Annotated in this window: 5 protein-coding genes and 2 tRNA genes; all 7 read right to left on the reverse strand. The window is 61.1% G+C overall.

The window, feature by feature from the left end:
- Position 1: 1 nt before the first annotated feature.
- Positions 2-499, reverse strand: a complete 498-nt coding sequence (coaD, locus tag ACTQ1E_RS04835; protein ID WP_154515440.1) for a pantetheine-phosphate adenylyltransferase — start codon at positions 497-499, stop codon at positions 2-4.
- Positions 492-1136 carry a 16S rRNA (guanine(966)-N(2))-methyltransferase RsmD gene (gene rsmD / locus ACTQ1E_RS04840; RefSeq protein ID WP_154515437.1) on the reverse strand — a complete coding sequence of 215 codons (645 nt, stop codon included), beginning with the start codon at positions 1134-1136 and terminating at the stop codon, positions 492-494. Before rsmD ends, coaD begins: the two co-directional genes overlap by 8 nt.
- Positions 1133-3310 carry an ATP-dependent DNA helicase RecG gene (gene recG / locus ACTQ1E_RS04845; protein ID WP_441565073.1) on the reverse strand — a complete coding sequence of 726 codons (2178 nt, stop codon included), beginning with the start codon at positions 3308-3310 and terminating at the stop codon, positions 1133-1135. Before recG ends, rsmD begins: the two co-directional genes overlap by 4 nt.
- Positions 3311-3320: 10 nt before the next feature.
- Entirely contained in the window at positions 3321-4982 is a 1662-nt protein-coding gene (locus tag ACTQ1E_RS04850; protein ID WP_441560404.1) for a DAK2 domain-containing protein, read from the reverse strand.
- Positions 4983-5009: 27 nt separating this feature from the next.
- Positions 5010-5399 (reverse strand): Asp23/Gls24 family envelope stress response protein, encoded by a 390-nt coding sequence (locus tag ACTQ1E_RS04855; protein ID WP_187361832.1) that lies wholly within the window; start codon positions 5397-5399, stop codon positions 5010-5012.
- Between the two features lie 161 nt (positions 5400-5560).
- Positions 5561-5635: transfer RNA gene (locus tag ACTQ1E_RS04860), tRNA-Asn, on the reverse strand.
- A gap of 33 nt (positions 5636-5668) precedes the next feature.
- A tRNA-Asn gene (locus tag ACTQ1E_RS04865) sits at positions 5669-5743 on the reverse strand.
- Positions 5744-6069: the final 326 nt, after the last annotated feature.

Raw genomic sequence — 6069 nt, forward strand, 5'->3', positions numbered from 1 at the left:
GTCACGAAAAGCGATGTTTAAGCGCTTCGACCACATTGGGCGGCACAAACGTCGACACATCGCTTCCGAGCGATGCGATCTGACGAACCACCGAGCTCGAGATATAGCCGTACTGCGGCGCACTCATGACAAAAATGGACTCAAGCTCGTTGTCCAGGCGATAGTTGAGGTCCGCCTGCTGCAGCTCGTACTCAAAGTCGGTCATGGCGCGCAGGCCCTTGACCACAGCACCCGCACCCTGCTCACGGGCAAAATCGACCAACAGGCCGGTAAAGGGCAGTACCTCGACACCGTCAATATCGCCCAGGGCCTCGCGGGCCAACGCCACGCGCTCATCGAGCATAAAGGTGGTGCCCACGCCGTTTTTGCCCTGCGACTCCGCCACGGCGACAATCACGCTGGGAAAAATGCGGCGGGCGCGGCGGATTACATCGATGTGACCAAACGTGATGGGGTCAAACGTACCCGGAACGATCACGCGGTTGATAGTGTCATTCATGGGTATCCTCCAAAGGCACGTCCTCGTCAATATCGCTGTCATTAGCATGGTCGCACTCGTCCGCGGCCACCCAGCGCAGCAAGTCAACCGAGGTAATGCCGTAGCGTTTCTCTCGCACGGTCTCAAAACCAGCCGGATGAGCGCCCGCATCGCTTGCGGCATGCTCAAACAGGGCAAAGGCCCCTGGTGCCAGCAAGCCCTGCTGGGCAAGATTGCGCAGCAGCTCCTCGACCGGCTCGGCACCAAAGGCATAGGGTGGATCGAGCAGGACCAGATCAAAGGGGCCGCCAGGAACACGGCCGCGCGAGGCGCTCGCCAACACATCGCCGGTAACGACGCGCCAACGCGAGCGGTCGCGACACAGCGACTCGATATTCTTAGTGATCAGTCGGGCGGCATTGCGATCGATCTCGAACGTGATGAGCGAGCGAGCGCCGCGCGAGAGCATCTCGATTCCCAGGGCACCGGAGCCGCCAAAGGCATCCAGCACGCGGACCTCGTCCAGATCGAAATCGAATGCCGACATGACCATGGACGCACATGCCTCGCGCACGCGGTCGGTCGTGGGACGGGTGACATCGCGCCCACGCGGCTCTTCGATCTTGCGGCCGCGCCATTCACCGCCGATGATTCTCATCCTCCGCTGACCTCCTTGAAGATATGTCGATAACGCGTGGCGACCGCATCGCGCAAGGGACGCGTCGCCACGGAGTCAAGGTTGCAAGCATACCGCAAGAGCTCGACCGCGTCCAAATGGGCCCATTCGATAAGATCCTCGTCGGCGTCCAGGTCCACAAAACGCAGGGTCACACCGCCATGTTGGCGATAACCCAAGATTTCGCCCTCGTGGCGCAAGCGCAGGTCCATCTGCGCAAGTGCAAAACCGTCAGAGGTCTTTTCGAGCGCCCGCAGGCGGTCTTGCGCAGCAGACACACCACCATTGCCCTTGGAATGCGTCATGACCAGGCACGTGCCCGACACGCTGCCGCGGCCCACGCGGCCTCTAAGCTGATGCAGGGCCGCCAAGCCAAAGCGCTCGCCGTTCTCGATAACCATGACGGTGGCGTTAGGTACGTCGACGCCCACCTCGACCACCGTAGTCGAGACGAGCACGTCGATCTCGCCGCGCTTAAAGGCGTCAATCACGCGGTCCTTCTCCCCCGCCGGCATGCGGCCGTGAAGACGCTCGACGGAAAGCCCCGGCAATGCCAGACGCAGGCGGTCGAGCTCGGTCGCGGTGTCGTGCAACGGCACGGGCACCGTCACGCGACCTTCATCGTCGCGAGCAATGCCGGGAACGTCTTCCAAATCGTCCGCGGAGTCACTCGGCTCCACAAGCGGGCAGATAACGTAAGCCTGCTGTCCTTGAGCATGCGCCTCGCGAATGGCACCGTAGGCCAGGTCGCGGCTCGACTCGGTGAGCACGCGCGTCGAGACGCCGGCCCCGGGAACGGGGCGATGACGAATGATGGACGTGTCCAGGTCGCCATAGACCGAAAGCGCCAGTGTGCGCGGAATAGGCGTGGCCGTCATAACGAGCAAGTCCGCACCTGGGCCTTTGGCACGCAGGGCATTGCGCTGCCCCACGCCAAACCGATGCTGCTCGTCGATAACGACGAGTGAAAGATGTTTAAACGTTACGTTATCCGAAAGGACCGCATGGGTACCAAAGAGCACATCGAGCTCACCAGACTGCAGCTGTGCATGGATGCGCTCGCGCTCGGTGGCCGGGGTAGCACCCGTCAGGAGCGCCCAGGACATACCGGCCTGCGAGAGCAAAGGACCGGTCTTATCGGCATATTGACGCGCCAGCACGCCCGTGGGCGCCATGACGCAGGACTGGGTACCCGAATCGGCCGCGACTGCCAGCGCGCAGGCGGCGACGGCGGTCTTGCCGGTACCGACATCGCCCAGCAGCAAGCGGTTCATCACGTGGTCGCCATCGCACATGTCATGCAGGATGTCTTGGAACGCGGCCTCCTGCTCGTCGCTCAGCGAAAACGGCAGGGCCCGCCTAAGCGCCGTCAAATGACCACCCGCGGTATGGGTGTAGGGAACCACCTCGACCATACCGCCGTCGTTGCGCAGACGAAGCGCCAGCTGAAGATAGAGGCATTCCTCATAGGCAAGCCGTGCGCGCGCGATATCGCGCTCGGCCATACTCGAGGGAAAGTGAATCGAACGCAGCGCACGGGCGCTGCTCATAAGGCGTCGCTTGGCGCGCAGGGGCGCGGGAATCGGGTCGAAGGGATTGCCGACAATCTCGAGCGCGCCGCTCACGATACGGCGCATCCAAGCCTGGCTCACACCGTCGCTCACATAGTGAACCGGAAGGATGGTGCCCGCGGCACGCCCGTCCTCGAGCTTTTCGAAATGCGGCGAGGCCATCTGCTTAAAGCCGTAGGCAAATTCGACCTTACCCATCACGGCCAGGCGATCGCCCTGCTTGAGCTGCTGGGCAATCCAGGGCTGGCGGAAAAAAGCGACTTGCAGCACGCCCGTCTCGTCCACAAGCGAGACCTCGGTAACCTGCATACGCGGGCGGGGCTGCTTTTGAACGATACGATCGACCGTGGCGACGATCGTGCACACCGTACCGATAGGCGCCATCTCGATGGACCAGGAGCGTGTAAAGTCCAGATATCGATGAGGGATATGGAGAAGGAGGTCCCCCACCGTCCTAATTCCCAGACGGCGAAGGGCCTCCTCACGTTTACCCGAAACATATTTGAGTCGCGCGATATCCTCGTCGAGCGCATTGCTCTGGGCAAAGCGCTCCGAGACGCGCGGCACGGAGCACAGCTCGGACATGGGCAGATGCCTACTCGATCGAGAAGATCACGGGATAGAGCGGCTGCTCGCCACGATGGGCGTCAATCTCCAGGTCGGGCTGAGCCTCCTCGATGGCGTCGACGATCTCCTGGAAGGCCTCATCGGACAGCTCCTCGCCGGCCAGAATCGTCAGCGCGTCGCCCTCCTCTTCCTCCTGCATGCGGTTGATGCAGTCGAGCGTGACCTGCTTCACATCGGAGCCGACCACGTCGATGGAGCCGGCAATGATACCCATAACGTCACCGGAGTGAATCGGAGAGCCGTCAGAGGCGCTGGAATCGCGCACGGCACGGGTGACCTCGCCATCGCGAACCTCGCTGATGGCATCGACCATGGCGGCGACGGCGTCCTCGAGCTCGGAATCGGGCAGCACCGCGAACAGAGCGGAGAACGCCTGCGGAACGGTCTTGGTGGGAACCACGGCGACCTTTTTGTCGGTGCAGGCAGAAGCGGCAGCCTCGGCAGCCATACGGATATTGCCGTTATTGGGCAGGATGATGACCGAAGTCGCGTTGACCTGGTCCACCGCGCCCAGCAGGTCGGCGGTCGAGGGGTTCATGGTCTGGCCACCCGAAACGACTACGTCGACGCCGAGGGACTTGAGGATGTCGGCCTCACCGGAACCGGCGGCAACGGCGACAAAACCCAGGGCCTTCGCGGGCTCGGCGGCCTTTTCCTGGTCCTCGTGGATCTTAGCGGTACGGTCGTGGGCCTCCATCTCCATGTTGTGGATAAAGACCTCGTAGATCTGGCCAAGCTGCAGCATGTGCTCGAGCACCAGGTTGGGGGTGTTGGAGTGCACGTGGATCTTGTAGTCGGGGTAGGCGCCCACGAGCAGCTCGCAGTCGCCCATGGAACCCAGGAACTTAAGGCACTCGTCCTCGTCAAACGGGGCGTCGGCCTTAAAGAGGAACTCGTTGCAGTAGCGGAACTCCGAGCCCTCCCAGTCGTCGTTGGCCTCGATCTCGACGCGACCGAGGGCCGCATCGCGGGCAGAGCCAGCGGAATCAAACGTGGTGGAGAAATCCTCGACGACGGTGCTGCGGCCCAGAGCAGCGGCAACGAAGTTTTCCAGGAAGATGGCAAAGCCAAAGGCGCCGGAGTCGACCACGCCGTTCTCCTTCAGAACGGGCAGCAGGTCGGGCGTGCGAGCCACAGACTGGTAGGCCTCGACGACGATGGCGTCGAGCGCGTCCTCGGCCGAGAACTTCTTCTTCTCGCACTCGTCGGCCTTGGTCGAGACGTCGCGCAGGACCGTAAGAATCGTGCCCTCGATGGGCTTGCGGACGGCCTGGAAGGCGACCTTGACGGCGCGACGGAAAGCATGCGCGATGTCGGCAGACGTGATGGGCTCATCGGCAGAGACGAGCCCCTCGGCCACGCCGCGCAGGATCTGCGAGGTGATAACGCCGGAGTTGCCGCGGGCGCCCATGAGGGAGCCGTGGGTGATGGCGCCGGCGATGGCCTCCATATCGGCATCGGCGGGAAGGGCGGAAAGCTCCTTGGTCACCGAGGCGAGCGTGAGCGACATGTTGGTGCCGGTGTCGCCGTCGGGCACGGGAAAGACGTTGAGTTTATTGATCTCCTCGGCCTTGTCGGAAACGGCAGCCGCAGCGATCGGAAAACAGGTGCGAATGGTCTTTACAATCATGAGTATTTGAATCTCCGTTTTCGGATGCTAGTTCAGACGGCTCTTGAGCGCGTCGATGTGAATGCCGATCTTAAGGCTGGCGGGATCGATCTGGGCAATCTCCTGCAGGGTGAAAGCAACGGAGCTCGAAAGATTGTGGCAGACGGACTTCATGTTGACGCCGTTCTCGAGCACGACGTGAAGGTCGACCGTAAGGCCGTTCTCGTCGGCGGAGACAAGCACGCCCTTGCGGAGGCGCTGACCGGCAAGCAGGCGCACGCTCTCGGCGCCTTGGAGCTGCTCGGCCATACCGACGACGCCATAGCACGTCATCGCGGCATAACCGGCAATATCGGCAATAACGTCGTTCGAGACGCTCAGGCTGCCGTTAATGGTCTCAGACACAAGAATCTCCTTATCTGGTGCTCGCGGCACCATGTCGTGGGAGCAATCATTGCAATATTCTACAACGACCGCGCCATGTTGAGGTGGTGGGTCGCGGGATTACATCCTCGACACGAAATGTTGATATGGCAACGTTTGCGTTAAGCAATCGCGGCATGAAAAAACCCGCCGCAAAAGCGACGGGTTTTACAATCTGGCTCCCCGGGTAGGACTCGAACCTACAACAGCGCGGTTAACAGCCGCGTGCTCTACCATTGAGCTACCGAGGAATTTAAAGCCCAGCAGATTGGGCTGAGAAATTCTGGCTCCCCGGGTAGGACTCGAACCTACAACAGCGCGGTTAACAGCCGCGTGCTCTACCATTGAGCTACCGAGGAATAGGTGCATGCTCTCAAGCAACGAAGTTTATTATACGGACGAATCAGCTCAGGGCAAGAACTTTTTTGAGAAATTTTCCGACCCAGTCATTGAGGACGTTCTTAAACGACTAGTCATTCAAGAACGTCCCCAACGACTAATCAACCAGACGCCCAGGGTAGTCTTTTTGGGACGGGGCTTTTTTAGCTACCCAATCTGGGGCTTTTTTAGTCTTTTTGAACTGCCTCCCATTTCTTGGACATGAGAAATGGGAGGCTTTTTATGCGTGTCGACTTGAGGGTGAAGCACGACATCGAGGCCAGGAAGGCGGCGATCGGGCTCTTCG

The sequence above is a fragment of the Collinsella sp. LCP21S3_C7 genome, from assembly GCF_052118485.1.
Lineage (GTDB): Bacteria > Actinomycetota > Coriobacteriia > Coriobacteriales > Coriobacteriaceae > Collinsella.